Below are 24,410 nucleotides of genomic sequence, written 5' to 3'. Positions count from 1 at the left end.
AGCTTGTTTGTTGTTCGCTTATCTCTACTGATGATCTACTGCCTGTCCGGCATGCCGTCAAGCATCATCATCCGCGTGGATGTGAAGAATATAGCCTTTGCCCCGGATGCTCTCGATCCCAAGCAGTCCGCGCGTCTTCTTCCGAACCCGGTAGATGAGGGCATTCATCTCTTCTGCGCTCACATCCGGCACGTCGTCCGGACCCGCCTCCCGCTCGGGCCAGACCAGGAGCTTCAGCTGCTCTTTGGATACGAATTGCTCCTTGTGATGGAGCAGCAGTTCAACGCATTTATATTCTTTTTCCGAGAAGGCAATCACCGTTCTCCCATGAACGAGCTCCTGCTTATAGGGGTTGAGCGTTATGCCTCCCGTATCCTCGGCAGCTGCCAGATGTTTCATGAGCGGCGTAATATCCATCGTCTCATCCATTCGAAGCACCGAGAAGGTTAACACGACCAGATCACCGGCCAGCGCCACGGAATCCCCGTGCTGCAGCGGAGCCTCTCCATTCGGTTCCAGCCGCTGCTGATTGACGAAGGTTCCGTGCTTGCTGTTCAGATCTTTAATGCTGAATTGTCCGTCCCTGTAGATCAGCGCTGCGTGCTTGCGGGACACGTACACATTATCGAACGTGATATCCGGGTCCCACTGCTTGCCCTTGCGCCCAAGCACCGTCATCGATCTCCTCAAAGGGATCACATCTCCGCGCTCGTACGGGTTCCCCCGTTCCACCATCAAGTAGGAGGATCTATCCATCATGCTACCTCCTGATTATCGTAATATCGCCCATGCTTTGTTTCATTTATCAGATCGCTATTATGCAATTGTTATGCTCCAGCCATTGAGTATGCGCCCAAAATCACTAACATGGATAAAGAGAACAAAGCTAGAGATATAGAGGAAGCCGAAACGCTCGGCTCTTAACAGTAACGATTTTGGGGGATTGAATCATGCGTATTCGAAAAAGCTGGAGGAACGTCATTCTGGTTATTCTCATCATACTCGGATTTCTGTATGTTAACAACTCGTCGCTATTCACCAAGGAACGCGAAGGTGAGCCCTTGCTGCTCGCGCATCGGGGGATCGGCCAAACCTTTCCGATGGAGGGAATTGAATCCGATACATGTACCGCTTCACGTATTTACATACCGGAGCATGCCTTTCTGGAGAACACCATACCATCCATGAAGGCAGCCTTCGATGCCGGCGCGGATATCGTGGAGCTGGATATTAAGCCGACGAAGGACGGCCAGTTCGCCGTATTCCACGACTGGACGCTGGAATGCCGGACGAATGCACACGGCTCGGTCAAGGATTATACCATGGAGCAGCTGAAAAGCATCGATATCGGCTACGGCTACACGGCGGATCAGGGAGCCACCTATCCGTTCCGGGGGAAGGGCGTCGGGCTCATGCCGTCCCTATCGGAGGTGCTGGCCGCATTTCCTGACGGCGAATTTCTGATTCATATCAAAAGTCAGGATGCCGGCGAAGGGGAGCTTCTGGCCGCCTATCTCGCCCAGCTGCCGGAAGACCGCTTAAGCCGGCTCACGGTATATGGCGACGATGCGCCGATCAGCGAACTAAAATCGAGGCTCCCTGCGCTTCGGGTCATGTCGATGGATTCTCTGAAGAGCTGCCTCATCTCTTATATCGGTGCCGGCTGGAGCGGCTATATGCCGTCGGTCTGCCGCAATACCCAGCTGCATATTCCCGAGAAGTACGCCCCTTATTTGTGGGGCTGGCCCGATAAATTCCTGAACCGCATGGACCGCATCAATACGAGGGTCATTCTGGTCGCCGGAGACGGCGGATGGTCGGAAGGCTTCGATACGGTCGAAGATCTGAAGAGGCTGCCGAAGAACTACAGCGGCGGCATTTGGACCAACCGGGTGGATGTCATCGCACCGGAACTGACGATCAAGAAATGACATGGAGCAAGGCGCGCTTGCTTCTTGGCCATACCCCCAGCAATGGGGGTATTTTTTTCATGTCCGCATCCCCGCGCCATAAGCTCAACGCCTGCCTGCCAATTGAAATCAAGGCAAAGTTTTTGGGCCCATCCAGCCGATGATTTATATAGACCAGAAGGATCAGACCGTGACGAGGTGCCACCGAACTACCGTTGATTAGGAGAGGATATTTTTTGGCCAGAGACACTGAGAAAAAAGGATGGTTTAAAAGCGTGCTTGCCCCGCAAGCCCCATCAGAGAAGGAGCCTGCGGAAACGGCGCCGGTCCCGGCCCCGGCCGAATCGGTGATGGAAACATCCGGGCCCGCGCATCCTGCGCAGCCCCCGGCAGATCATCAGAAATCCCTGTTATCGAAGGATAACCAGGACAAAATCGCGCTGGACGTGATCGTATCGATTGAAAACATGCTCAAGGAGCGACAATTGCTGTCTTATAAAAACAACGGTCTGGAGGATCAGCTGGCGGCGGCAAACGAGACGATCCAGCGGCTGAAGCAAGAGCATATCAAGAAGGATCAGCTGATTCAGGAGAAGAGCAAGGAAATCCGCGAGCTCGAAAACACGCTGACCCACAAGCAGATGGGCTACGATCAGCTTCTTGAGGACTATAAAGAATTCCAGCTTAGCTCCAACCTGGCTTATGAGAAGCTGTCCGGACAGCTGGAGACAGAAACGGCGAAATACGGGAAGCTTTATGAGGAATCCACGAATGCCCAGTACCAGAGCATGCTCAAGATTAATGAGCTGGAGGACAAGATCCGGGAGCTGCAGATCGAGAATCAGAAATATGCCGAGCAATATCGGAAGATCGCCGACGAAAAAGCGGAGCTCTTGCAGACGATTCAGGACTTCACCGAGAGAATGGGCTTCTCCTTCGCACCGAAGACATCAACGACGCAGATGCCGGAGTAATTCCGCGGATCCGCAGCAAGAGAAAGGAGATCCATCATGTCCGTCTTTTACGGAAAAGTGATTGAATTGCAAGACATTGAACAGCATGAAGGGCAGTATGGCATGCGAATCCGGCTATCGGCCGCCGAGTCGTTCGAATATGTCTGGGCCATCGATAATGCGACTGCAGAGAGCCTGCTGGCGATTGTAGACTTTGACGGCATTCATAAATACCGGCTGTCCCGGCATACCGTATGGGATGCTAATCGTCGGCAGTACATAGGCTACATCACCAAAACCCGCCGCGATCAGAGCATCCGTTATCCCTTCGTCTGCTCCGAAGCATTTATACATAATCTTAATGCAGTTCAGCGCGTTCAGCATCTGGACGAAATCCATGCGCTGCCTTTTCTGTCCCTGACGTACGCGGAGCGGGAAGCTGAGACCTTGCAGGAGGAAGAAGAGCCGGGACGAAACCAGCAGAAGAAGCACAAAAGGCAACGATTGCCGATGAGGCGGGTCGCCATCACGGCCCTCAGCATGCTGTCGATCCTGTTATTGGGCTCGTTCGATGCCCTGTCCCTTCCGGTAGCGGAGTCGCCGGGCGCTTCAGCCTTTACGGCAGGGACGGCTCTTCCGGCATTCCAGTCCGTACGGCACACCGCTGCAATGGCTGAGGCCTCTTCGAACCCAGCCCCGAAGAAGCTGGAATCAGAGCCTCGGCCAAAGGTCAGCTCCGAGCCGAAGCTGAGGCCGCAGGCGGAGCTGAAGCCGCAGACGGAACTGAAGCAGCAGACTGGGACGAGGCCACAGACGGAACTGCCGTCCTTCGAGCTTAAGGACGCCGTCACCTACAGCCTGCCGAAGGGCTATGTCGCTTTGACCTTTGATGACGGACCGTCCAAATACTCGGCGAAGATCATGAAGGTGCTGAAGGAGCATCAAGTCGGCGGCACCTTCTTCTTCGTCGGAGAGAATGTGGGCAAGCATCCGGCCGCGGTTCGGGCCATCCAGGAGAGCGGCTATTCCATCGGCAGTCATTCCATGAACCATGCGAACATGCCGCTGCTGGCCTACGAGGAACAGGAAGCGCAGATCAAGAGCGCCGCTGAATCCATCGAAGCCATTACGAAGCAGCCGGTTACGCTCTTCCGTCCGCCATACGGGGCATTCAACGAGATGACGGAAGAGGCGAGCCGCGCACACGGCAGCAGCATCGTCCTGTGGAACAAGGACCCTGAGGACTGGCTGACGCGCGATAGAGACAAGATTCTCCATTATGTCCGCCATACGGAGCCCTCCGGCTCCATCATTCTACTTCACGAGTCGCAGGCGGTCATCGATGCGCTGCCGTCCATTATTGCGTACCTGAAGGATCAGAATTTAAAAATCGTCAGCCTGCAATAGCCATTATCGACTCCTGCATGTGGACCCCCGACAAATAAAGGCTGTGCCTGCAATTGATGTTCATGCAGGCGCAGCCCTTTTTTTCATGATGATACGGCATGGTTCATTACAGCAGATCTCCCTCGCAAGGGACATTTATTATGGCAGGCTTCCTCTACAAGCTCTCGATCAGCATGTACACGCCAGTAAAGATAAGGATCACATACGTAAAGATTTGAAACACTCGCTGATTAATGACCCGGAATAGCCGCTGTCCGAGGAACAGCCCCAGGAATACCAGCGGAAGCGCCATGGCACTGGAAGTCCAGACCGTCTTGGTCGACCCCGCTACGATCGCTTGAATCAGAAGGCTCAGCGTATAGATGAACATGTAGAAAGCAAGCGTCGTCGCTCTAAGCTGCTCCTTCTGCGTATCCGTGCCGGAGAAATACAGCAGCAGCGGCGGCCCCGGCATCCCGATGCTGGTGGTCAGGGCCCCCGACAATCCGCCTACGGCCAAATCTCTGCCCGGGCGCTGCCGGATCCGGAACCGCAGCATCAGCATGACGGTAAGCAGAAGGATGATCAGGCTCACGCCGAGCTTCAGCCGGCCGATATCGATCCACGAGAAGACGGCTATGCCGATCGGCAGACCGATCACGCTTCCGATCACCAGCCTTTTGAGGATGCCAAAGTCAATGTCCTTCCGAATTCTAAAGATTAAGGCGGCGGATATGATCAGCGACAGGATCAAATTGATCTGGATCGCCTCCGCCGGCTCGAACAACAGCAAGAGAAACGGCGTTGCGAGAATGGAGAACCCGAAGCCGGTGCTTGTCTGGAGGATGGATGCCACGAATATGATGACCATAAATAGAAGAATGTCCACGGGGTTACACCTGCTTTCTTCCATATGCGTTATGGGGAAGTCGGCCCATATCAAACGCTCCATCCTGCCATTGTAACATATAATCCCAGTGATTCTCCCTTATGAGGCTGTTTTTGTCCTGCCTATTATGCTCGGCTATATAGAGTTCCTGCCTCAACTTACCCGCATCAGGAGCCGGGTGCCAGTCATGTATGCGTTCAGAGAAGCCCGCCCAACAATGAAGCTGAAACGGCCGTGGAGCTTATCGCTCGTTGCCTGTCACTTAGGCTCTGATAGTGCAGCCTGCAGCCGGCTCCTATGGATCCAATACGGTTTGCGGTTTCCTTCTTTTCGAAGGATTCCCTCGTCCACAAGCTGATTCAGGATGGGCGTTACGGTCTCCCGAATGCTGCCCGTCATGCTGGCCAGCTCCTGGTGGGTCATTTCAACCGGTAACGGAATCCATTCCCCATCGTTTCTTGGACCTGAATTAAATTTCGTCACAAGCTTATTGAATAGGAAGAGCAGTCTTTTACGCACACTTCCGTAAGCCATGTACTCAAGCATGTCCTCGGTTTCCTGCAGTCTGGCGGTGACGATCTCGATGTACTTTAAGGCCAGCTCGGGCTTCTCGGTGATGACCTTGCGAAACTGCCCGCTATCCATCTCGCATATGACGGAGTCCTCCATCGTGACCGCGAACAAGGGGACCCCTGAACGAAAAGAGGTAATCTCCCCGAATAGATGGCCTGTCCCTAAAATATCAAGCGTCAGCTCCTTCCCATCCTTCGTAATCTTATACAGGCGAACGCTGCCGGATTTGATGATATATAGCACCTTGTGCTCCATGTAAGGCGAAGCGATCACGGTTCCTCTGGGCCGTGCTTCAAGCGGCGTGATATGGTTCAACTGCTGCAGCTCATCCTCGCTAAGCCCCTTAAACAAGTCCACTCTCGATAGATACGTAACCATCTCCATCTGACCTCATCCTTTTCCTATGTATTCCAGACTACATCCCTCAGCGCCCTGCCCCGGATAAACTATGCCTTGAAGGCTGTAAAAGCCGCACCTCATAACAAGGAGTGATTTCCCATGGAGCCGATATGGACCGTTCTGTTCCAAGGCATATTAATCGTCATCTTCGTCATTTCCGCATCATTGAAATTTCTGCGCGCCCCTTCGATGGTACGGCACTGGACAGAGTACCGATACCCCTTCTGGGGAATGTATGCCGTCGCCAGCCTGGAAGCCGCGGGTGTCGCGCTTATGATCACGGCATTCTGGTTGCCGGAGAACACATTTTATGCCGCCGCCCTGTTTGCCGTACTGATGATCGGAGCGGTACACGCCCATCTTTTTCGAGCCAAGCATAAACCAATCATGGCCCTCAATGCAATGCTGATGCTCGTGCTGTCCGTTACCCTGCTTTTTCAATAATCACCGCGCAAGTCCCCTAACGAAAAAGAGGCCGGCCGTCTGCATGCAACAGATGACCGAGCCTCTTTCGTCCATTCCATCATCAAAACCCGCTACTTCACCCATTTGTGCAGCAGCGGCCCTTCCTCGCCGTAGACCGGGTCCATAGACGGAACCGGCACGCTTCGGATCTCCGATATGGCCTGCGCCCGATCGGTCGGATTCCGTTCCCGCAGATTAGGCGTGATTCCGCCGGGATAGGCGCCCACCACCGCAAAATCCGGACTGGCGTCCAGCAGCATATGCGCCGTTCCGGCCGGCAGCACGATCACGTCGCCTGTTGCTAGGGACAGCCGCTCCCCGGCATCACCGCCGATCAGCACCGTCGCGCTGCCGGATTGCACGCCCAGCACTTCATGCGTATTGCTGTGGTAATGGTGGTAATCGTACACGCCTCCAGTCCAGCTGCCTGTCCATTGATGGCGGTTGAAGGCCGCCTCTATGCCGGCCGGGTGATCCGCAAACACGCCCTCGTACACGATCACCGGCAAATCCGGATGATTCGGAACTTCTCCATCGTCCCTTACGAAGAATGATCTGACCTGAGCCTCCACTGTCATCCGCTCCTCTCTGCACGATTGATGTACTCGTAGTACCAGTACCCGGACGGCCCGTGACTCAAACAGTAAACAGCCAAAGACCATCGGCGGATGCCGATAATCTGGCGAATGCCTCTTCAGAGATATGAAGCTCCCGCTCCCCTGCTGCGATCTTGCTGAATCGCTTTAGTCTCCTAAAAACTCGAAATGAGAACCAAGACGAAGACAGTCCATGAAAAAATACCATGTATTCGTTTTCTTGGTCCTTAACAGGATTTTACATCGAATCATGAACTAGGATAGTTTATTACATAAGATGTCATTTGGTTTTATATGTAATTTAAGGATGTAATTGGTTTATTTTATCCCTCTGCAATCCATTTTTATCCCTTGACGTCCATCTCGCATCCAAGAATACACCCATGGTCCATTCCGAAAAGCCACCTGCAGATTGCGCAGGACCCGATCAGCAGCAGGCTTACCCGTTCCATCCAATCGAGAGAAAGAGAAAGGAGAGAGACGTTTGCAGTACTTTTTCTACGGCATTGCCGGGATATTTCTGGTGTTCCAGACCTTGTATACGATCATTCCGTTGTGGTGCAGCAAGGTGAAGCGACTCGATCCGGATCTGCCTGAGCATTCGATCTCGGTGCTCGTTCCGGCTTACAACGAAGAGCTGACGATCCGAAACTGCATGGATGCTATGGCCGGTTTGAACTACAGCCGCTATGAGATCCTGATTATCAACGATGGCTCCAAGGACGGCACCTTATCCGTGCTTCATGAGCTGCTGGAGTTGCAAGCGGATTTAAGGCGGCCCGATCAGAAGCTATCCTACAAGACGGTGAAGGGCTTCTACCGCTCGAACCGGTACCCGAACATGTTTGTGATCGATAAGCTCAACGGCGGCAAGGCGGATTCGCTGAATGCCGGCATCGATTATGCAGCTTCGGAAATCGTCATCACGCTGGATGCGGACAGCATGCTGGAGGCAGACTCGCTGCGGTATGTAAATCAATATTTCCATGACGATAAAGTTATTGCGCTTGGCGGCACGGTCAAAATCGTTCAGGGTGCAAAGCGGGATCCAAATGGCGTGATCATCGAGAGGTTTCGCGGAAAGGGCTTGATCAAAAGCCAGATCATCAATTATACGCATGGCTTCTATGTGCGCAAGCTTACGCAATCGTTCTTTAATTCCATCGTGGTCATCTCCGGCGCATTCGGCGCCTTCCACAAAGCTGTGCTCGTGCAGGTGGACGGCTTCCGCAGCACCGTAGGCGAGGATATCGACATTACCCTGAAAATCCATGAGTACATCAAGGCCAACGGCCTGAGGAAAAAGCTTGTGTACGCACCGGAGGCGGTCTGCTACACCGAATGCCCCGAGAACCTGCGCAACTTCTACAAGCAGCGCATCCGCTGGCAAAAGGCCTTCATCGACTGCATCCTGATCTATTGGTCCAGGCTGTCCAGCAAATTTAGCGTTGGCGTCAGCCTCTTTTTTGCCATCGACGGGTTTATGCTGGGCACGTTCTCCGCATTCACCACGCTTTTTTACCTGGGACAGGCACTGATGCTGGGCGGCAATGTGCTGCATGCGTTCATCTTCCTGCTCATCAGTCTGCTGTTCAATGCGGCGCAGATCATCATTTCGCTGCACCTATGCCGCAAATACGGCAGCACCTACCGCGTGGCCGACTATGTGGCCATGTTCCTGTTCAGCCAGTGGGAGCTCGTCACATACCGGAATTTGCTGCTCTACATCAATATTGCCGGGACGTTTAAGTACTTCGACAATGATGAAGGCTGGGGCTTCGTCGAGCGCAAGGGCGCTGTCGCCATTAGCCAGAACATTGCCGCAGGCTCGAACTAATATCAAGGGAGGCTGCCATAAAGCATGATACGAAATAACCGAATTATATACGTGGATATGCTCAGAATCCTATCCATCGTTGCCGTCATCGTGCTGCATTATACGGCGGAGGTGCTGACGAGCACGAATGATTTCAACAGCTCCGCATGGTGGATCAGCAACGGGTTCAATTCCATCTCCCGCTTCGCCGTGCCTGTCTTCTTCATGATCAGCGGGGCGATGATGCTGCGGACGAACATCAGGTCCTACCGGGAATTTTACGCCAAACGGGTTATCCCGCTGCTCATTCCCCTCCTCACCTGGTCGCTCATCTACGGCTTGTATAATCAGTACTATATTATTCGAAGCAGCATGAACGCCTACGAATTTGTGATCGACTTCGGCTTCCGGCTGCTCACCGACCGGAACTATGTGCATCTGTGGTTCCTGTATGCCATTATCGCCATTTACATGACCGTGCCGCTCATCAGCAAATTTATCCGATCATGCAGCGAGCGGGATTTACGGTATTATCTGCTCTTATGGTTCATCGTCAGCATCGCGTACCGCTTCATATCGGATGCCGTATTCCGTGCAACCGAGCAATACATCAATATCCCGATCATGAACATTCCGTTCTTCATGGGATTTCTGGGCTATTTTATCCTGGGACATTATCTATTCCATTACGATCTGCCGGGGAGGGCAAAGAATCTGTTGTACAACCTCGGCATCGTCTCCTTCTTCCTTACGCCGGTAGCCACCTACTTTGCGTCTATGCACAGCGGCGTGCTGGACGAGATGTTCTATGGCAACTACTCCATCACCGTGTTCTTCATGTCCGTCGGCCTGTTTATTTTCTTCAAGGAGAAAGAGCCCCGTCTCAGCGAAAGCGTGAACCACAAGGTTCAGAAATTGATCGGCTCGATCTCCAAAGCCAGCTTCAGTATCTACCTCATTCATCTGCTGGTGGAAATGATGCTCTCCGGCAGAACCGAGGTCGATGCCACGCTGGCGGAGGCGGCCCTCAGTCTTCTGATCAATATCGGCATCATCTTCGCCATCAGCTACGTCACCGTCAAGGTGCTGAACCTGAGCAAGACGGCAACCTATATCCTGTTTGGCGGTCGGGGGTGACGTGAGATGAGAGTCAGTATCTATACGAAAATATTTATTGTTGTGCTGCTTGCCGGCATGAGTTTTTATTTCTACCGGATATCCGCGAAGGAGGATCGCAGAATTACGGCCGTATACGTGGAGGCATGGCAGGATTACCGAACATTGAATCTGTCGGAGCGGGGGGTCGACATCGCCTTTATCGCATTCGCCAAAATCAAAGGCACCGATCTGTATTTTCACGAGGACAGCCAAACCGACAGCCAGATCAAAGAAAACATCAAGCAGCTAAAACGGCATCATCCGCATACGAAGATGGTGCTGGCGATAGGAGGCTACGGCGCGGACGGCTTCTCCGATGCTTCGCTGGACGGCAACCGTTACTTGTTCACGGAGAGCATTGTCAACATGGTCAAGGAGCTGGAGCTGGACGGGGTCGATATCGACTGGGAGTATCCGGCTTTCGATGCCTGGAATACGCAGAAGGCCCGGCCCGAGGATACGAAGAATTTTACCAGCCTGATGAAGGAGCTGCGGGAGAAGCTGTACCGGCTTCCGCATAAGAACAAGAAGTACCTGCTGACCTTCGCCTCAGGGACGCAGGATTGGTATTTTCGCAACGTCGAGGTGAAGAAGGTCGAGAGATACGTCGACTACATCAACGTCATGACCTACGATCTCACCGGCAAATGGTCGGATACGACCGGCTTTAATGCCAATCTGTACGTAGACAGCCAAGGCAAGTCCGAGCACAGCGTCGACGGCATCGTCTCCATGTATCTCGATCACGGCATCGACAGCCGGAAGCTGCTGCTCGGCATCCCCGCGTATTCCTACGGCTGGAGGGATGTGAAGGATAAGAAGGGGAGCCCGGGCGGCCTCTTTGCATCCGGCAAGCCGATCGACATCGATAAGACGGATTTGAGCTATAAGCAGATCAAGCGGTCCTATCTGAACAAAAACGGCTACAAACGCTATTTCGACAGCAAAGCCAAAGCCGCTTACCTCTACAATGGGGATACGTTCATCAGCTACGAGGATCCGGAAGCCGTGAAAGAGAAGATCCGCTACATTAAGAGCAAGAATCTCGGAGGCGCAATGTTATGGCAGTATGCGCAGGATGCGGAGGACGGGCTCGTACAGCTCTTATCCGAGCATTTGAACGAATAGTTCAATTGCCGGGCCGCGTAAAGATTGAATGTCAGACGATCGTGGTGCCAGCTCAGCAAAGACCTTGCAGCAGGGAAGAGGATTCCTCGCATGATATGTCGAAATCTATCGTATTATGCGAAAATGGAATGAAACAGCTCTCAAATATTCTGCGATCATCATCTTATTTCTTGCCTTGTTATTCGGCCTGCGATGGGCTTGGTCCGAAATGTTCTCCACCTCGCACGATCCTCGCGCCGTTAACGGTGTGCTCGATCTCCGCGGGGTGGATTTAAATTCGTCCTCCCCATTCTATTTGGACGGTGAATGGCAATTCTATCCGTTTCAATTCCGATCCCGGGCGGATGTGGAGGAGATGCCGTTTCGCAGCGTTCAGGTTCCGGGAGACTGGGGCAGCGCGCTTCATGACGATGGGAGCGGACCGTCCTACGGATACGGGACATACCGGCTCCGCATCCTGACCGACCCGCTGGAGGAGCCCGTCGCCATCTGGATTAAAGGAATCGAGACGGTCTCCCGCGTAGAAATGAATGGTCTGGCGGAACCGGAATTCGGTAAACTGGCTGCGGACAAGAACAACTATATTGCAAAGAGCGCTTCGTATACGGCCACCTATTCCGAAGAAGGCGCGACCGAAATCGATCTGCTCATCCAGGTCGCCAATTTCGACGAGCCGCATAACGGCGGCATCGTCCGCTCGATCCGCTTCGGGTCGGCAGCGTCGATCGATTATGTGCGCTGGTATTCGATCGGATTCCAGCTGGTGACCTTCATGGTCCTGCTGCTGCACGGCCTTTATGCCGGCATTCTGTTTGCATTCAATCGGCAGGAACCCGCACTGCTGATGACCGGGCTGCTGACCCTGACGGCGGGCATCGCGATCCTGGCCGGAAACGATTATATCCTGCTGCTGTGGCTGCCGATCGATTACGCGGGAGGGATTAAGGTCCGCCTGATCGCCCTGCTGTGGCAGAACCTGCTGATGCTGCTCTTGTTCCGGCGATTCCTCTCGCCTGTCTCCGGACGAACCTGGCTGCGGGCATTTACAGTGGGGCTCATCCTGTTCACCGGCTTCCTGGTCGTTTCTACGGCATCTTGGGTCCACAGTGTCATGGAGTTTAAGCTGTTCGCGTTCTTCTATCTGATTCCGCTTGCGTGGCTTGTCCATTTGGTGGGAACGATGATCTTCCGGCGGCAAACCGATCAGGACATCGTATTCCTGCTGCTTACGGCAGCCGGTATTATCACCAATCAGCTGTGGACCCTGGCGGAGTCTGGCAAGGAGATTACCACCGTCTATTACCCGGTTGATATCATTGCGGCGATTATTGGATTCTCGACATACTGGTTCAAAAAATATATCCGCAACGCCAAGGAGAACGCCAAGCTGAACATCCAGCTGCAGAAGGCCGATAAGCTTAAGGACGAATTTCTGGCCAACACGTCGCATGAGCTTCGAACCCCGCTGCACGGCATTATGAATATCGCCCAATCCGTTGTCTCCAAAGAACAGGAGAACATGAACAAGGGCAGCGTCGAAGACATGAAGCTGCTCATTACAATCAGCCGCCGCATGTCCCATTTGCTTGAAGACCTGCTCGATATCACCAGGCTGAAGGACCACCGCATTACGCTTGCTCCCGAGCCCTTGCGCATTCAATCGGTCGTTCCCGGGGTATTCGCCATGCTTCAATTCATGGTGGAGGGCAAGCCGGTCCGGCTCCGAATGGAGATTGCGGAGTCGATGCCTCCGGTTATGGCCGATGAGAAGCGGCTTGTGCAAATTCTGTACAACTTGGTTCATAATGCGCTCAAATATACAGAGCAGGGAAGCGTAACGGTCTCCGCCTCGGTTCGGAACGGCCAAGCCGAGATCCAGGTATCCGATACCGGAATCGGCATGAGCACGGAAGCGCTGGAGCGAATCTTTCTTCCTTATGAGCAGGGCTCCCACGGCGTCCATGACGGCCGGGGGTTTGGACTCGGCCTCAGCATATGCAAGCAGCTCGTCGAGCTGCATGGCGGCGCGATATCCGTCAGCTCCGAGCCGGGTGCCGGCTCCGTCTTCTCGTTCAACCTGCCGCTTGCGGAGGCAGGGGCAAGCGAGGCGAGGCTTTCCAAGCCGTCCGGGGAAATGGCGGCGTCTACGGGACACGAGGCATCCGAGGCAACGGAGACAAGCGGAGCTGAACCCGCCTCCCTCCCGTCAGCCGACAGAGGCATCCACGAGCCGCTGCCGCCTCCCGTCGATCCGTCGCTGGGTAACGACGGCAAGGCCAGCATTCTAGCCGTCGATGATGACCCGGTTAACCTGAAGGTGCTGCTGGGCATCCTTTCCTCAGAGCCGTACCACATTACTACAGCCGTTTCAGGGCTGGAAGTGTTGGAGCTCCTGGGAATGCGGACATGGGATCTGCTCATCGCGGATGTGATGATGCCTCAAATGTCCGGCTATGAATTGACGCAGCGCGTCCGGGAGCATTACTCGGTAGCGGAGCTGCCGATTCTGCTGCTTACCGCCCGTAGTCAGCCTGAGGACATCTATACGGGATTCGCGTCGGGCGCCAACGATTATATGACCAAGCCTGTCGATGCAACGGAGTTAAAATACCGAATCCGGGCGTTGATCATGCTCCGGCAGTCGGTCCGCGAGCGCTTGCGGATCGAGGCCGCCTATCTCCAGGCACAGATTCAGCCTCATTTCCTGTTCAATACGCTGAATTCCATCATGGCGCTGAGCGAGATCGACACCAAGAAGATGCAGCATCTGGCGGGTGCATTCGCTTCGTTCTTGCGGATCAGCTTTGATTTTCTGAACACGGGCGAGCTGGTGGATATCACGTACGAGCTCGAGCTTGTCAAAGCCTATCTGTATATTGAGCAGGAACGGTTCCGCGAGCGGTTAGCCGCCGTATGGGAGGTCGACCCGGGGATTCAGCTGCGCCTTCCGCCGCTGTCGATTCAGCCGCTGGTGGAAAACGCCGTCAAGCACGGAGTTCTTCGTCGGCATCAGGGCGGAATGGTCCGGATTCGGATCACGCGCCAAACCGAAGGGGTGCTGATTGAAGTGATCGACAATGGCCGCGGGATGGAGGCGGATCAGGTAGCCGAGCTGTTGAGCCCTGCCGGGCAGGCGCTGCGGGGGATCGGCATACCGAACACGAATCGCCGGCTGATTCAAATGTATGGTCAAGGATTGACCATCATCAGCCGCCCGGGTGAAGGCACGTCCGTGTCCTTCGTCATTCCGGAGCATCGCCGGCTAGAGAAGAAATCAGGGAATTAACCGATGTAAAGCTCCGATTGCAGACGATACTATATACGGAGCGTATGGTCAGGCAAGCAGAGGCTTGCCTGGCTATTTTTGCGCTGATCTTCAGCCTTTGAACGTAATAACCCCGATATGCATCTTCCAAATCCAGGATCATTATGATAATATACCTTCAGAAAGAGTTAGTTAGTTGAATAACTTATACTGGAGGTGGGTCTGTTGGCAAGACCTCAACGGATTACGAAAGAGGAATTGATCGCCTCAGCCCAGCAATGCATTCAAGAGAAGGGGCTCGATAAGCTGACGTTGAAGGCCGTGGCCGAAGGAGCCGGTGTGACGCAGGGGACGGTTTACTACCATTTCAAAACCAAAGAGCAGCTCATGCTCGAAATCGTCCGCTCCATCTGTGATGCGTCCTGGCAAACGGCAGGGTCGGATCCGCAGGATGGCAGCAGACGTGATACGATGGTCCGCGTGCTGGAAGCCGCCCGTGACCGCTGCGCGGAGAAATCGTATCATACGCTGTTCTTCTCGCTGGTGGTACACAGCTTGCAGAACTATGCCCTCCGCGACCAGCTCAAGGGCATGGTCGAGCGTGAGAACACGCATGCTGCCGGCCTCCTTGCCCGGCTCTTCCCGGAAATGGAGATGTCCGGCCCCTCCCTGAAATACCGGGCCATGATGGTCAACGCCCTTATCGACGGCCTGGCGCTTCAGGCGCTTCTCGATCCGGAGTTTGAGGCGGAAGCGGTGTATGCGGAGCTGATCGGGGCAGCCTCCGCCTGGATAGAGAAATCCTCCGATTCATCCAACACTTCAAGTTAGAAAGGAGCTGCAAAGCCATGCGGTTTTGGATCAGCTTAGGATTCCTGCTGTGGTTGGCCGCTACATTCGTGTTCCGATTTTGGGGAGGTGCGCTGATCGATCCCGGCCAGCCCCTCATCTGGCTGTCCTTTATTGGGATCGTTCCCCTGATTCTGCTGACGCTTCGGGCGCTGTTTCGTGCCCGGGAGCTCTCTTCCTCAGAGCGCCCACGGGCTGCCATGCTGGTGGCGATCCCGGGGATGCTGCTGGACCTCTTCAGCGTAGCTTTTCATGACCTGGTGTTCCCCGGACTTCCACAAGCCCATCTGCACCTCTTCTTCGTTTGGCTGCTGTGGGCGTATTCGCTCATTCTTCTGGGAGGACTGCTCGGGCAGTTGAGCGGCAGCCCCAGTCGTGATCAGCCATGACGCCTGGATGTCGGGACACAGGGACGCCGTGACGGTCAGAATAAGGCAGAATAAAGGCAGAGGCAGACGCGGCCGGCCTTCATCGACCGAGCCATCACCCTCGGCTAGGCTGCCTCGCCTCCCTTCGCAAGCGAAAAAAACGGATGCCCATCCTCTCGAATGGCATCCGTATTGTCTTTTTCCGATCCGTTATTTTCCCGTCCGGTTCAAGATGCCCAAGTATTCCACCCAAGGGCCGACATCCATCCGGTACCGCTCCGCTAATACCCGGGCGATTTGGGCCAGATGCGTCAGATCATGCACCACCCAAGTCGAGAGCAATTCCCGTACCTTCACAACGCCGAAGGCCGGATGCACGCCCGTCAGCTCCAGCTGATGCTCCGATTGGACCAGCGTCTTCAGCTTCTCGATACTTTGCGCCCGAGCCTCCTTAAAGGTCTGCAGTCGTTCATCCGTCGACGCCGTCTTCCCTTCGGACAGATGGGCAAACCGGTCAAAAGGAGGGAACGGCTTGCCCTCCCCCTCCTCCAGCATAAACGCCAGCCTCGGCATCCAATTCGTTCGCTCCCCTTCAATAAGGTGATCGATCACTTCGGTAGCATTCCAGGTGCCTTCCCCTTCGTTGCTCGTCAGCCAGCCCTCCGGCAAGCCGGACAGCAACGCCGCAAGCGCTGCCGGCGTCCGTTCCAATAGCGCAATGGCTTCATTTAACTCGAAATTCATAAGAGCCTTCCCCCTATAAAGTTAAATCATGGTCATGATGTGGTTGACCGCCGTTATGTAACGCCGAGCACCGTTGCTGGAGCGAAATCTTGCGGCCGTCGCGGTTTTTTTTGATGCAGAACACATTCAGAGGTGTCTTCCACTGACCCCTAGCCCACCGGATGGAATAATGCTGCTCTCACCTTCTCGGCCTCTTCCGGGGTTCGATGTTGGTCCACGACTTCATTCACATCGAATTTATTCCCATCCGGGTCATAAAATACGAAATTGATTCCGCAGCTGTGACGGTCCTGAAGCTGATCCGTTACGACGCCATTTTCTTTCAATTTATGATACAGCACCTCGATCTGCCTGACTTCAAAGGTAAACCGAAACATTTCATATCCGTCCCTCGTTGGAAACTGATTATTGTGCGGGCCTTCGGTTTCCACCAAGTGCAGCCATTGCCCGTCGGAAAGCTTCAAAATCACTTGAGCTTCCGCTGGATTATAAGGTACGGCATACTCAAGCCCAAAGTTATTCTGCCACCATGCCGCCGACTTTAGCGGGTCACGGACCGGTACATAGATGGAACACACGGCTTTTAAAGCATTTCCTTGAACCTTCGACATTTACAGTTCATTCCTCTCACTGGGTTTATTCTCTTATTCTCTTTCATGATAAGAAACGCTTTCCGGAGCCAAAACCAAACACCTTTCCAAAAAAATAGCTCGGCATATTTCTGATTACATTCGTCTGCCGCCTCCCGATTTCCTGCAAAAATACGGCTCACGCCAGCCAGAATTCCGAAGCGGGGGCTCAGCCCGCCCGGCCAGCCAGCCGCTTATCCCTCCCCGCCGCCACCCGCTTTTACATGAGCAGCCCGCATAAGCCGTCAACGCAAAAAGGCGGAAGGCATCAAGGCCAACCGCCGGAGAAAAGAAATCGATCGAATGATCATCCATCATCTCATCTGCCCAACATCCGTCCTACTAACGGAACGTCACTCTTCAATCCGTTTAGAAGAGGGGGACGTGCCTCCTTCCCGTGCCAAGAAGCGTTGGAAATAAGACGCAGAGCCGCCAAGCGACCTGTACGCCCCGGCGGCTATATTTCCTGCCAGGATAGCTGCTGCCGTCGTTTGCGGCAAATCGTCAGCCCCGGCGAAATTGGAATCGTCACCATCTCATAAGCATCGGTCTTTTTGGATAACTCATCGATCGCTTGATAAGCGGTCCCGCATAGCGTCGGGTCCATCATTTCAGCGCTCCCCGGATGCGAATCATGAAGCAGGATCAGGCCGTGCGGCGACACATAAGGGAAAAAATCATAGAAATCCTGCAGCACGGCTTCTCTGGAGTGATCGGCGTCAATGAACAGCATGTCAATCTGCATCGGGCGAGCCGCCAGCTCCTGGGCAAAGGCCTGTGTCGTTCCATGGAAGAACCGCGTCTTGGGGGTCATCTGCATATGCTGACCGGCCTCACCGTTCAGATCAACGCCGATCAGGGTTTCCGCAAACGGAATGACCCGGTTGAACAGCGCGCATTGGTACAGCCCCAGCTCCACGTATACTTTGGGCCGGACGATGCTTGTCAGAAAGAGGATGAAGTCCTCATGCCAATTGATTCTCACTGGTTCATCGCCTCCTTCGCTTGTACTCATTCCTTTATTTTATTTTGAGCATATGCGATGTGTGCCATGATACGAGACCAAGTGAGAATGCTGCCTGAATGATGCACCGGGACCGCTGAGATGACCGAGCGCGGCAGCTTTACTAGGATAAGCATGGCTCATGATCAGCGGTGCAGTTTCCCGCTCCCCGAAAGCCGATGGAGGTTTCCGGCGCGCCTGATCGTCACCAAACAAAGAACCAACGTCAATAAACCCTGCACCAGATGGCGCAGGGTTGTGCTGTGCTGTATGATAGGCTCGGATTACTCTGATCCCTTCTGTTCCCGCTTCGTGCGCATAAGGAGAACCGTGTGCGATGAACAAACCAAGCCCATGCCTCTATCGGGGCTGCATCAGGTTCCGCAAAAGGTCCTGTAGGGACGGCCTGACTGCGGAGGCAGCGTGCAATATTCGTCCTGCTCGGGGACATAAGCGTACGGATTCGCCAAGGCCGCAACCAGACGCTTCAGCACACTGTAGTCACCGGACTCCACGGCAGCCTCCAGCGCCTCCTCCACCCGGTGGTTGCGCGGGATGATCGCCGGATTGCTGCTGCGCATCCGCTGCTTCGACTCCTCCTCGGACGCTTCCTGCCGGTCTAATCTGCCGCGCCACAGCTCCAGCCATTGTGCGAAATCGGCGCTGCCGTGCAGACCCGTCTCCTCAGGCCGGCCCAGCGTCAAAGCACGGAAGGTGTTCGTGTAGTCCGCTCCGTGTCGCTGCATGAGGTGGAGAAGGCTCTTCACGAGCTCTTCATCCTCTTCCTCCTCGTTCACGATCCCGAGCTTCGACCTCATGCCTTCGAGCCAGTGGCGATGGTACAGCTCGGCAAAATCGCCCAGCGTTTCCTCGGCTGTCGCGATTGCCTGCTTCTCGTCCTCCTGCAGAAGCGGCAGCAGCGTCTCGGCGAAACGCGCCAGATTCCAAGCGGCGATCTGCGGCTGATTCCCGTAAGCATACCGACCCTGCACATCAATGGAGCTGAACACCGTATTCAGATGATACGCGTCCATGAAGGCGCACGGCCCGTAGTCGATCGTCTCCCCGCTAAGCGCCATATTGTCGGTGTTCATCACGCCGTGGATGAACCCGACCAGCTGCCACTTGGCAATCAGGGAAGCCTGTCGCCGAATGACCGCCTTCAGAAGCGCCAGATAGCGGTTCTCCTCCTGCTCCGCCTCGGGGTAATGCCTTTGAATCGTATAATCGGCAAGCGCCTGCAGCTCCCCGGCTCTCCCCCAATTCGCGGCATACTGGAAGGTGCCGACGCGCAGATGACTCGCCGCGACCCGGGTAAGAATGGCACCAGGCAGTTCGGTTTCGCGGAAAATTTCCTCCCCGGTTGTCACTACCGCCAGACTGCGGGTAGTCGGAATGCCGAGCCCGTGCATCGCCTCGCTGATGATGTATTCGCGCAGCATCGGGCCAAGTGCAGCTCGGCCGTCGCCGCCGCGAGAGTATGGGGTTCTGCCTGAACCCTTAAGTTGAATGTCCATCCGCTTTCCCTCGGGCGTGATTTGCTCGCCCAGCAGAATCGCGCGGCCGTCGCCCAGCATCGTGAAATGCCCGAACTGATGCCCCGCATAAGCTTGGGCGAGGGGCTCGGCCCCCTCGGGGACTCGGTTGCCGCCGAATACGTCCGCTGCGCCTTCGGCCTGCAGCGACTCGGCATCAAGCCCAAGCGCTGCGGCTAGCGGCTCGTTGAAGATGACGATCTCGGGAGCGCGCACAGGCGTTGGGTCAAGCCGGGTAAACATCGTTTCCGGCAGGCGGGCGTAGCTGTTGTCAAAGTTCCAGCCTGCAGCTGGCGTTGATTCATTGGTCATCGGAAGTCTCCTTTTTCATTTTCATTATACGTTTCTCGGATTATGCTCTTCGTTTATGCTCGCAACAATGAGTTCCATGATTGCTGTACATCTTCTATGTATCATCCATTTCGACTTCAGCCTTTTATAGATTGTACCGGCTCTCCTGTATTATTCCTTGCCGACGGCTTAAGGGATCAACCCAGCCATTACCCTTTAGTTTACGCTATTCCGCCTGCTTCGCCAAACATGGCATACCTGCTCCCCGGTAATCGGTTAGCGCCAAATTGCGGGCCTTGCCTTGTTCGCGGCCGAATGCGGAAAGAGCAGCCCGAATGCAGCACGCGCGCATAAGACGCGTGCAGGACTGCTCCTTCGGCAGGCCATCTTCAGGGAACGTCCGCTTAATCAGCTCTTTAGGAAATCCGGATCCGCAAAGCTCGGATTCGGATACTTGTAGAAGCCCTCTCCGGTCGCCCGTCCAAGCTTTCCTTTGTCGATATACTCCGTCTTCAGCAGGTTCGCCACCCGAACGAACTCTCCATCCCCGGTCGCATCCGCCTTCGCTTGTCCGATATTGTAGGCTGTGGTGATGCCGACGACATCCAAGATCGCGAACGGACCAAGCGGTGCGCCCGTTGCCACCATCCAGGTTTTGTCGATCGTCTCGACGTCGGCCACTTCCCGGACTAACAGACGCTGGGCCGCCTCAAGCAGAGGCACCAAGAGGGAATTCAAAATATACCCCGGCTGCTCCTTATGGAGCGGCAGCGCCACCATCCCGATTGCCTTAGCAAAGTCAATGACATCTTGAAACACCTGCATGTCCGTTCTTGAATGCTTCATGACTTCAGCCGTATTGTTCTTCCAGATTTCATTGGCAAAATGCAGCGCCAGGAACCGCTCCGGCCGTCCGGTCGAATCGGCAAACTGGCTTGGCAGCAGCGTCGAGGAGTTTGTGGCAAACACCGTTTTGGCAGGAGCGGCCTGTCCCAGCTTGGCGTAAAATTCGGTTTTGATGGACACCACCTCAGGGACCGCTTCAATGACCAGATCCGCCTCGGCCACGGCCTGTGCTAAATCGCTGTGAAAGGAGATTCGGTCAAAGGCTTGATCGGTTTCCTCCTGGGTCGCCCCCAAATCCTGCCGGTAATGCGGCTTCAGCTCCGCAATCCGCTCCTTCGCACGTTCGAGCGCCTGATCGTTAATGTCGTATACCGATACCTGAAAGCCTTTGAATGCGGTCTGGTAGGCAATCTGACTTCCCAATACGCCGCTTCCGGCAACCGTAATGTGTTTGAAATTCATGATGATGTCTCCTTTATCGCTTAGTTAACCCTTTTTCCGTATACAATCCCCCAATTATTACAATACATACCCCCAATCTCTCGGGATGACCCCAGCCTTCCCTAACTTTATGACAGGTGTCATAAGGATCTCTTTACAGGTGTGAATGTTGCGGCAGACCGGCCGAATCTACAATAAAGCTGTAAGAGAGAACGATAAGGAGAGAGGGAAAGAACCATGGAACAACGAAAGGAACGCATTCGTCTGCTGGATATTTTGCGGGGATTCGCCATCCTCGGAACACTCGGGACGAATATTTGGCTCTTCGCGCATGCGGGAGACCTCAATTATATGACAACCTTTGAATATTCCGGCTGGTGGGGAATTGATGATCTTCTTCGCATGATCGTGTTATTCCTTGTGAACGGGAAGCTGCTCGGACTATTGACGATCATGTTCGGCGTCGGGCTCGAAATGAAGTATCGGCAGGCCAAACGGAAGGGAAAGCCATGGCCGGGCGTTTATCTGTGGGCTGTGCTGTTTTTGTTCCTGGAGGGGCTGCTGCATTTTATACTGGTTATGGAATATGACATCTTAATGAGCTATGGGATTACGGCAATCATAGCGGCGTTTATCGTAAAAGGCGGCGACCGGCTCATCGCCCGTTCGATGACGGTCATCGGCAGTGTCTGCGCGGTTGTGCTGCTCGGCTTAATGGGATTGATGCTGGCGGTTAGCGGGCAGGTATCGATGGGCAGCTTTGACAGTATCGTTGCTCTATATCAAGAAGGTACGTGGATGGAGCAGGTGCGGTACCGGCTGGATAACTTCCTTCCGCTTCGGATCGAAGCCATATTAACGATTCCATCCAACATATTTCTGTTTCTGCTGGGGGTTCGTTTCATGCGTGCAGGGGTGTTTTCCCCGGATGAAAAGGGCCAAAGGATACGAAAGAACCTATTTAAACTCGGCTTGTTTATCGGGTTGCCGCTTAACCTGCTCATTTTCATCCCAGGCGGCGCATTCGATCTGCCGGTGCGCTATTTATTTGCTCCTCTGATGTCCATCCTCTATATAGCAATCATTGCTAGAATGATACAATATACGAAGTGGGAATGGCTGTGGCGCCTCCTGGAGAACGCCGGGAAAATGTCTCTGAGCTGCTATGTGCTCCAAAACATCATCGCCTCCTTCCTCTTCTACGGCTGGGGCTTGGGGCTCGCCGGCAAGCTGAATTCTGCAGCCATCATCGCCATCTGGCTGATGATTTGCATCGTCCTGCTGTGCATTTCATCCCTATGGCTTCGGGGCTTTAAGCTAGGACCTATGGAAACCGTCCGCAAACAAGCGATAGGCCTCTTTGAATCGAGATAGCCAGAATTGGGGGCTTGATATGTTTCATAAGTTGTACCCGAGAGACCAAATCAAAAATTATCTGCTGATCGACCTCGTACTGACGGTGTTTTTATTCTACCGGGTGTTAAGCTCGGATACGGCACCGGGACTGTGGGGCAGCCTTCTGCTGCTCCTGCTGTTCCTGGTTTCGTTTTATATTGCATTGTGGCGCCGCAGCGGCTGGCTTCTGGCAGCCGTGTTATCAGGCCAGGGTACGCTTACCGTGCTCGGAATCTTTATTGGGCCGGGTATCCTGCTATTCGGCATCCTCTTTGCCGACTTGCTCGGCAAGTCCAGGTCCAAAGGGCAGATTGCTATCGGCAGTGCTGCTATTGCCCTCTCGTATCTGCTGGTGTTCGTCATCCGCCAGGAGCCGCTGCTGAAGACGGAGAATGCCATTTACCTGCCGGTTATGATCATTCAAACGTTGTACCCGGCCATTATCTATATTCGGGAGAAAGCAAAAAGCCTGCAGGGCGAGCTGGAGGAAGCCAACCAGCAGATCGCCATGTATATCCAGCAGGAGGAGCGTCAGCGGATCGCGAGAGATCTTCATGATACGCTCGGACAGACCCTGATGATGATCAAGATGAAGACCGAGCTGGCGACGAGATGGGTGGATAAGGATCCTGCCCAGGCCAAACGGGAGCTTGGCGAGATTCTGGACAGCTCCAGGACGGCCCTTAAGCAAGTGAGAGAGCTGGTATCGGAGATGAAATTCATCTCCCTGGCCTGCGAGCTGGAGCATTCCGTCAAGCTGCTGGGTACGGCAGGGATTGAGCTGAGGATCGAGAAGCCGGAGAAGTCCCCGCTGTTATCCAGCGTGGAGGAAACGATGCTTGCGCTCTGCGTACGTGAAGCTATGACCAACATCATCAAGCATAGCCGCGCCAAGCGATGCACCATCCGGATCGAGGCCAAGGACGAAGCCTACGAGATCCACATTGCGGATGACGGCACCGGGATCAAGGAGCCGGACGGCGGAAACGGCATCCCTTCGATGAAGGAGCGGATGAAGATGCTGGGAGGCTCATTTAGCATTGCCGCTTCCCCAGCCGGGGGAACCACCTTGTCTTTAATGCTCCCGTTACGCCAGCATAAAAAGGAGGACCCCGCATGATCCGAATCGTGATTGCAGAAGACCAGAAAATGCTTCGCGGCGCATTCGCCTCATTGCTCCAGTTCGAGGACGACATCGAGGTGGTGGCGGAGGTGCCGGACGGAGAACAGGCATGGGAAGCCATCTCGCTCCATCAGCCGGATGTGTGCGTGCTCGACATCGAGATGCCTCATATTAGCGGGCTCGAGCTAGCCGAGAGGATACGCCATGCCGGCTTGCCTTGCAAAATCATGATCGTCACGACCTTCGCGCGCCCCGGTTATTTGCAAAGAGCAATGGATGCGCGGGTCGAGGGATATTTGCTAAAGGACGAGCCGATCGATTACTTGATCGAGGCCATCCGCCGGGTCATGAAGGGCGAGCGGGTCGTCAGCACCGACCTGGCGGCAGCGCTCTTCATGAAGGAGGAGAACCCGCTCAGCGAGCGGGAGATCGAAATGCTTCGCCTGACCAAGGAAGGGATGACGACCGAGGACATCAGCAAGGCTCTGTTCCTGACGCGAGGAACGGTTCGCAATTACCTCTCTTCGGCCATTCAGAAGCTGGACGCCGAGTCCCGGCAGCAGGCGGTCGCGATCGCGGAGGATAAGGGCTGGCTGTAGGCGTTAAGCCGTAAAAGCGTGATATGGTGACTTTAGCAGTATTGTGGCC

22 protein-coding genes are annotated in these 24,410 nt (G+C 54.6%); 13 read left to right on the top strand and 9 right to left on the bottom strand.

All coding sequences use genetic code 11. The annotated features are described in order from the left end of the window. Positions 1-57 precede the first annotated feature (57 nt). Positions 58-759, bottom strand: coding sequence for an FHA domain-containing protein (locus tag NSQ46_RS00765; protein WP_244152672.1), 702 nt, complete (start codon positions 757-759; stop codon positions 58-60). Between the two features lie 191 nt (positions 760-950). On the opposite strand from NSQ46_RS00765, the gene NSQ46_RS00760 reads away from it, so the two are divergent. From NSQ46_RS00760 to NSQ46_RS00750, 3 genes are all read left to right on the top strand, one after another. Next, a complete protein-coding gene (locus NSQ46_RS00760; protein ID WP_007129041.1) occupies positions 951-1,931 on the top strand; it encodes a glycerophosphodiester phosphodiesterase family protein in 981 nt (326 codons plus the stop codon). Between the two features lie 215 nt (positions 1,932-2,146). Next, on the top strand, positions 2,147-2,884 hold the full coding sequence (locus NSQ46_RS00755; protein ID WP_007129042.1) for a hypothetical protein: 738 nt from the start codon (positions 2,147-2,149) through the stop codon (positions 2,882-2,884). A gap of 36 nt (positions 2,885-2,920) precedes the next feature. Next, positions 2,921-4,270: a polysaccharide deacetylase family protein gene (locus NSQ46_RS00750; protein ID WP_007129043.1), complete on the top strand. Its 1,350-nt coding sequence runs from the start codon at positions 2,921-2,923 to the stop codon at positions 4,268-4,270. Positions 4,271-4,424: 154 nt separating this feature from the next. On the opposite strand, the gene NSQ46_RS00745 is transcribed toward NSQ46_RS00750, so the two are convergent. Together NSQ46_RS00745 and NSQ46_RS00740 are read right to left on the bottom strand one after the other, a co-directional pair. Next, complete coding sequence (locus tag NSQ46_RS00745; RefSeq protein WP_279615610.1) at positions 4,425-5,162, bottom strand: sulfite exporter TauE/SafE family protein; 738 nt, start codon at positions 5,160-5,162, stop codon at positions 4,425-4,427. Positions 5,163-5,396: 234 nt separating this feature from the next. Continuing rightward, the gene (locus tag NSQ46_RS00740; protein WP_342576050.1) at positions 5,397-6,095 is read right to left on the bottom strand and encodes a Crp/Fnr family transcriptional regulator; all 699 of its coding nucleotides are present in this window, start codon (positions 6,093-6,095) and stop codon (positions 5,397-5,399) included. Positions 6,096-6,209: 114 nt separating this feature from the next. Here NSQ46_RS00740 and NSQ46_RS00735 point away from each other — a divergent pair, with 114 nt between their 5' ends. Next, positions 6,210-6,554, top strand: coding sequence for a DoxX family protein (locus NSQ46_RS00735; RefSeq protein WP_210094078.1), 345 nt, complete (start codon positions 6,210-6,212; stop codon positions 6,552-6,554). Positions 6,555-6,646: 92 nt separating this feature from the next. Here NSQ46_RS00735 and NSQ46_RS00730 read toward each other — a convergent pair whose 3' ends face one another. After that, positions 6,647-7,147 carry a cupin domain-containing protein gene (locus NSQ46_RS00730; RefSeq protein ID WP_210094176.1) on the bottom strand — a complete coding sequence of 167 codons (501 nt, stop codon included), beginning with the start codon at positions 7,145-7,147 and terminating at the stop codon, positions 6,647-6,649. A 508-nt stretch (positions 7,148-7,655) separates the two neighbouring features. Between NSQ46_RS00730 and NSQ46_RS00725 the strand changes: the two genes are divergently transcribed. The 6 genes from NSQ46_RS00725 to NSQ46_RS00700 all read left to right on the top strand — a co-directional run bounded on the left by NSQ46_RS00725 (position 7,656) and on the right by NSQ46_RS00700 (position 15,776). After that, positions 7,656-9,008: a glycosyltransferase gene (locus NSQ46_RS00725; RefSeq protein ID WP_342576049.1), complete on the top strand. Its 1,353-nt coding sequence runs from the start codon at positions 7,656-7,658 to the stop codon at positions 9,006-9,008. A gap of 24 nt (positions 9,009-9,032) precedes the next feature. Then, positions 9,033-10,124, top strand: coding sequence for an acyltransferase family protein (locus NSQ46_RS00720; protein WP_342576047.1), 1,092 nt, complete (start codon positions 9,033-9,035; stop codon positions 10,122-10,124). 6 nt (positions 10,125-10,130) lie between these two features. Next, entirely contained in the window at positions 10,131-11,273 is a 1,143-nt protein-coding gene (locus tag NSQ46_RS00715) for a glycosyl hydrolase family 18 protein (protein ID WP_007129050.1), read from the top strand. 115 nt (positions 11,274-11,388) lie between these two features. Continuing rightward, entirely contained in the window at positions 11,389-14,559 is a 3,171-nt protein-coding gene (locus NSQ46_RS00710; protein ID WP_342576045.1) for an ATP-binding protein, read from the top strand. A gap of 204 nt (positions 14,560-14,763) precedes the next feature. Continuing rightward, positions 14,764-15,369 carry a TetR/AcrR family transcriptional regulator gene (locus tag NSQ46_RS00705; RefSeq protein ID WP_251535841.1) on the top strand — a complete coding sequence of 202 codons (606 nt, stop codon included), beginning with the start codon at positions 14,764-14,766 and terminating at the stop codon, positions 15,367-15,369. Between the two features lie 17 nt (positions 15,370-15,386). After that, a complete protein-coding gene (locus tag NSQ46_RS00700) occupies positions 15,387-15,776 on the top strand; it encodes a DUF5367 family protein (protein WP_210094084.1) in 390 nt (129 codons plus the stop codon). A 189-nt stretch (positions 15,777-15,965) separates the two neighbouring features. Here NSQ46_RS00700 and NSQ46_RS00695 read toward each other — a convergent pair whose 3' ends face one another. From NSQ46_RS00695 to NSQ46_RS00675, 5 genes are all read right to left on the bottom strand, one after another. Further along, positions 15,966-16,499 carry a DinB family protein gene (locus tag NSQ46_RS00695; protein ID WP_210094085.1) on the bottom strand — a complete coding sequence of 178 codons (534 nt, stop codon included), beginning with the start codon at positions 16,497-16,499 and terminating at the stop codon, positions 15,966-15,968. A gap of 149 nt (positions 16,500-16,648) precedes the next feature. Next, positions 16,649-17,110 carry a VOC family protein gene (locus tag NSQ46_RS00690; protein ID WP_210094086.1) on the bottom strand — a complete coding sequence of 154 codons (462 nt, stop codon included), beginning with the start codon at positions 17,108-17,110 and terminating at the stop codon, positions 16,649-16,651. Positions 17,111-17,585: 475 nt separating this feature from the next. After that, positions 17,586-18,113, bottom strand: a complete 528-nt coding sequence (locus NSQ46_RS00685; RefSeq protein ID WP_210094087.1) for a class I SAM-dependent methyltransferase — start codon at positions 18,111-18,113, stop codon at positions 17,586-17,588. 392 nt (positions 18,114-18,505) lie between these two features. After that, positions 18,506-19,978: a YdiU family protein gene (locus tag NSQ46_RS00680; protein WP_210094088.1), complete on the bottom strand. Its 1,473-nt coding sequence runs from the start codon at positions 19,976-19,978 to the stop codon at positions 18,506-18,508. A gap of 387 nt (positions 19,979-20,365) precedes the next feature. After that, positions 20,366-21,265 (bottom strand): 3-hydroxyacyl-CoA dehydrogenase, encoded by a 900-nt coding sequence (locus NSQ46_RS00675; RefSeq protein ID WP_210094089.1) that lies wholly within the window; start codon positions 21,263-21,265, stop codon positions 20,366-20,368. A gap of 216 nt (positions 21,266-21,481) precedes the next feature. Here NSQ46_RS00675 and NSQ46_RS00670 point away from each other — a divergent pair, with 216 nt between their 5' ends. Genes NSQ46_RS00670 through NSQ46_RS00660 form a run of 3 tightly spaced genes read left to right on the top strand, consistent with a single transcriptional unit; the run spans position 21,482 to position 24,361 of the window. Next, positions 21,482-22,618, top strand: a complete 1,137-nt coding sequence (locus NSQ46_RS00670; protein WP_007129059.1) for a DUF418 domain-containing protein — start codon at positions 21,482-21,484, stop codon at positions 22,616-22,618. Positions 22,619-22,637: 19 nt separating this feature from the next. After that, positions 22,638-23,759, top strand: a complete 1,122-nt coding sequence (locus tag NSQ46_RS00665) for a sensor histidine kinase (protein WP_210094090.1) — start codon at positions 22,638-22,640, stop codon at positions 23,757-23,759. Next, the gene (locus tag NSQ46_RS00660) at positions 23,756-24,361 is read left to right on the top strand and encodes a response regulator transcription factor (RefSeq protein WP_210094091.1); all 606 of its coding nucleotides are present in this window, start codon (positions 23,756-23,758) and stop codon (positions 24,359-24,361) included. The genes NSQ46_RS00665 and NSQ46_RS00660 overlap by 4 nt, the downstream gene beginning before the upstream one ends. Positions 24,362-24,410: the final 49 nt, after the last annotated feature.

Source organism: Paenibacillus sp. FSL M8-0142 (assembly GCF_038597315.1).
In the GTDB taxonomy this organism is placed as follows: domain Bacteria; phylum Bacillota; class Bacilli; order Paenibacillales; family Paenibacillaceae; genus Paenibacillus_AQ; species Paenibacillus_AQ lactis.
Note: the sequence above shows the minus strand (reverse complement) of the source record. Positions and strands in the feature narration are given on the sequence as shown.

Bases quoted from the DNA above. Each gene is read 5' to 3' on its own strand.
- NSQ46_RS00765 (WP_244152672.1), bottom strand. From the start codon at position 759: ATGATGGATAGATCCTCCTACTTGATGGTGGAACGGGGGAACCCGTAC.
- NSQ46_RS00760 (WP_007129041.1), top strand. From the start codon at position 951: ATGCGTATTCGAAAAAGCTGGAGGAACGTCATTCTGGTTATTCTCATC.
- NSQ46_RS00750 (WP_007129043.1), top strand. From the start codon at position 2,921: ATGTCCGTCTTTTACGGAAAAGTGATTGAATTGCAAGACATTGAACAG.
- NSQ46_RS00745 (WP_279615610.1), bottom strand. From the start codon at position 5,162: ATGGAAGAAAGCAGGTGTAACCCCGTGGACATTCTTCTATTTATGGTC.
- NSQ46_RS00740 (WP_342576050.1), bottom strand. From the start codon at position 6,095: ATGGAGATGGTTACGTATCTATCGAGAGTGGACTTGTTTAAGGGGCTT.
- NSQ46_RS00735 (WP_210094078.1), top strand. From the start codon at position 6,210: ATGGAGCCGATATGGACCGTTCTGTTCCAAGGCATATTAATCGTCATC.
- NSQ46_RS00720 (WP_342576047.1), top strand. From the start codon at position 9,033: ATGATACGAAATAACCGAATTATATACGTGGATATGCTCAGAATCCTA.
- NSQ46_RS00715 (WP_007129050.1), top strand. From the start codon at position 10,131: ATGAGAGTCAGTATCTATACGAAAATATTTATTGTTGTGCTGCTTGCC.
- NSQ46_RS00710 (WP_342576045.1), top strand. From the start codon at position 11,389: ATGCGAAAATGGAATGAAACAGCTCTCAAATATTCTGCGATCATCATC.
- NSQ46_RS00700 (WP_210094084.1), top strand. From the start codon at position 15,387: ATGCGGTTTTGGATCAGCTTAGGATTCCTGCTGTGGTTGGCCGCTACA.
- NSQ46_RS00695 (WP_210094085.1), bottom strand. From the start codon at position 16,499: ATGAATTTCGAGTTAAATGAAGCCATTGCGCTATTGGAACGGACGCCG.
- NSQ46_RS00690 (WP_210094086.1), bottom strand. From the start codon at position 17,110: ATGTCGAAGGTTCAAGGAAATGCTTTAAAAGCCGTGTGTTCCATCTAT.
- NSQ46_RS00680 (WP_210094088.1), bottom strand. From the start codon at position 19,978: ATGACCAATGAATCAACGCCAGCTGCAGGCTGGAACTTTGACAACAGC.
- NSQ46_RS00675 (WP_210094089.1), bottom strand. From the start codon at position 21,265: ATGAATTTCAAACACATTACGGTTGCCGGAAGCGGCGTATTGGGAAGT.
- NSQ46_RS00670 (WP_007129059.1), top strand. From the start codon at position 21,482: ATGGAACAACGAAAGGAACGCATTCGTCTGCTGGATATTTTGCGGGGA.
- NSQ46_RS00665 (WP_210094090.1), top strand. From the start codon at position 22,638: ATGTTTCATAAGTTGTACCCGAGAGACCAAATCAAAAATTATCTGCTG.
- NSQ46_RS00660 (WP_210094091.1), top strand. From the start codon at position 23,756: ATGATCCGAATCGTGATTGCAGAAGACCAGAAAATGCTTCGCGGCGCA.